The 909-nt window shown below is 42.1% G+C and carries 1 protein-coding gene; it reads right to left on the minus strand.

The window, feature by feature from the left end:
• Nucleotides 1-175 precede the first annotated feature (175 nt).
• Complete coding sequence (locus tag AB4135_RS22175; RefSeq protein WP_371995572.1) at nucleotides 176-754, minus strand: thymidine kinase; 579 nt, start codon at nucleotides 752-754, stop codon at nucleotides 176-178.
• Nucleotides 755-909: the final 155 nt, after the last annotated feature.

Raw genomic sequence — 909 nt, forward strand, 5'->3', positions numbered from 1 at the left:
TCCCGCTGAATGGTCAAACTCTTTAGTGGAGTTGGTGTTAGTTGCTTATATCAATTGCATTAAAGAGTTGGATGTCGGTTTTAACCACCATCAAAAAATAAAAAGCCAGATGCTACAAGCAACTGGCTTTTTTAAATAAACGTTCGGTGCACTGAATCACCAATTATTTAGGCAATCAATCCCAGATAAATTCTCTAAAATGTTTACGACAAACTGACTCATAACTTTCGTTACCACCAATAGCCACTTGTTCGCCTTCGCGCATTGGTTTGCCGCTGCCATCAAGACGCACCACCATATTAGCTTTACGGCCACAGTGACAAATGGTCTTCAACTCCACTAACTTATCAGCCCAAGCTAGCAGATATTGGCTACCGCTGAACAACTCACCTTGGAAGTCGGTTTTAAGGCCGTAACACAGCACGGGAATATCGAGGATATCGACCACATAAGTGAGCTGCTTAACTTGCTCTTTACTTAAGAACTGCGACTCATCGATTAAGATACAGTGCAAGGTTTGCTCACTGTGGCTATCTGCGATCATCTTAGAGAGGTTATCGCTACTGCCAAAAACCTGAGCATCGGTTTCGATACCTATTCTTGAGGCGACTTTTCCCACTCCGTATCGATTATCTATTGAGGCTGTCATTACTAGCGTATTCATGCCACGTTCGCGATAATTATATGATGACTGTAGTAGCGAAGTAGACTTCCCTGCGTTCATTGCTGAGTAGTAAAAATAAAGTTGCGCCAAACCGAATATCCTTAAAGATGAATGCGCAGCTAGTCTAGCATTCTTAGTCAATAAAAATCACCCACTATCCGCTATAAGAGTGAGTTATATCCCGCGTTAAAGCTCACTAGCTCAAGATACTTTTGGCAGTTTAATTGACTAGGGGCTGTTGATCT

This window comes from Shewanella sp. 10N.286.54.B9 (assembly GCF_041468565.1).
Lineage (GTDB): Bacteria > Pseudomonadota > Gammaproteobacteria > Enterobacterales > Shewanellaceae > Shewanella.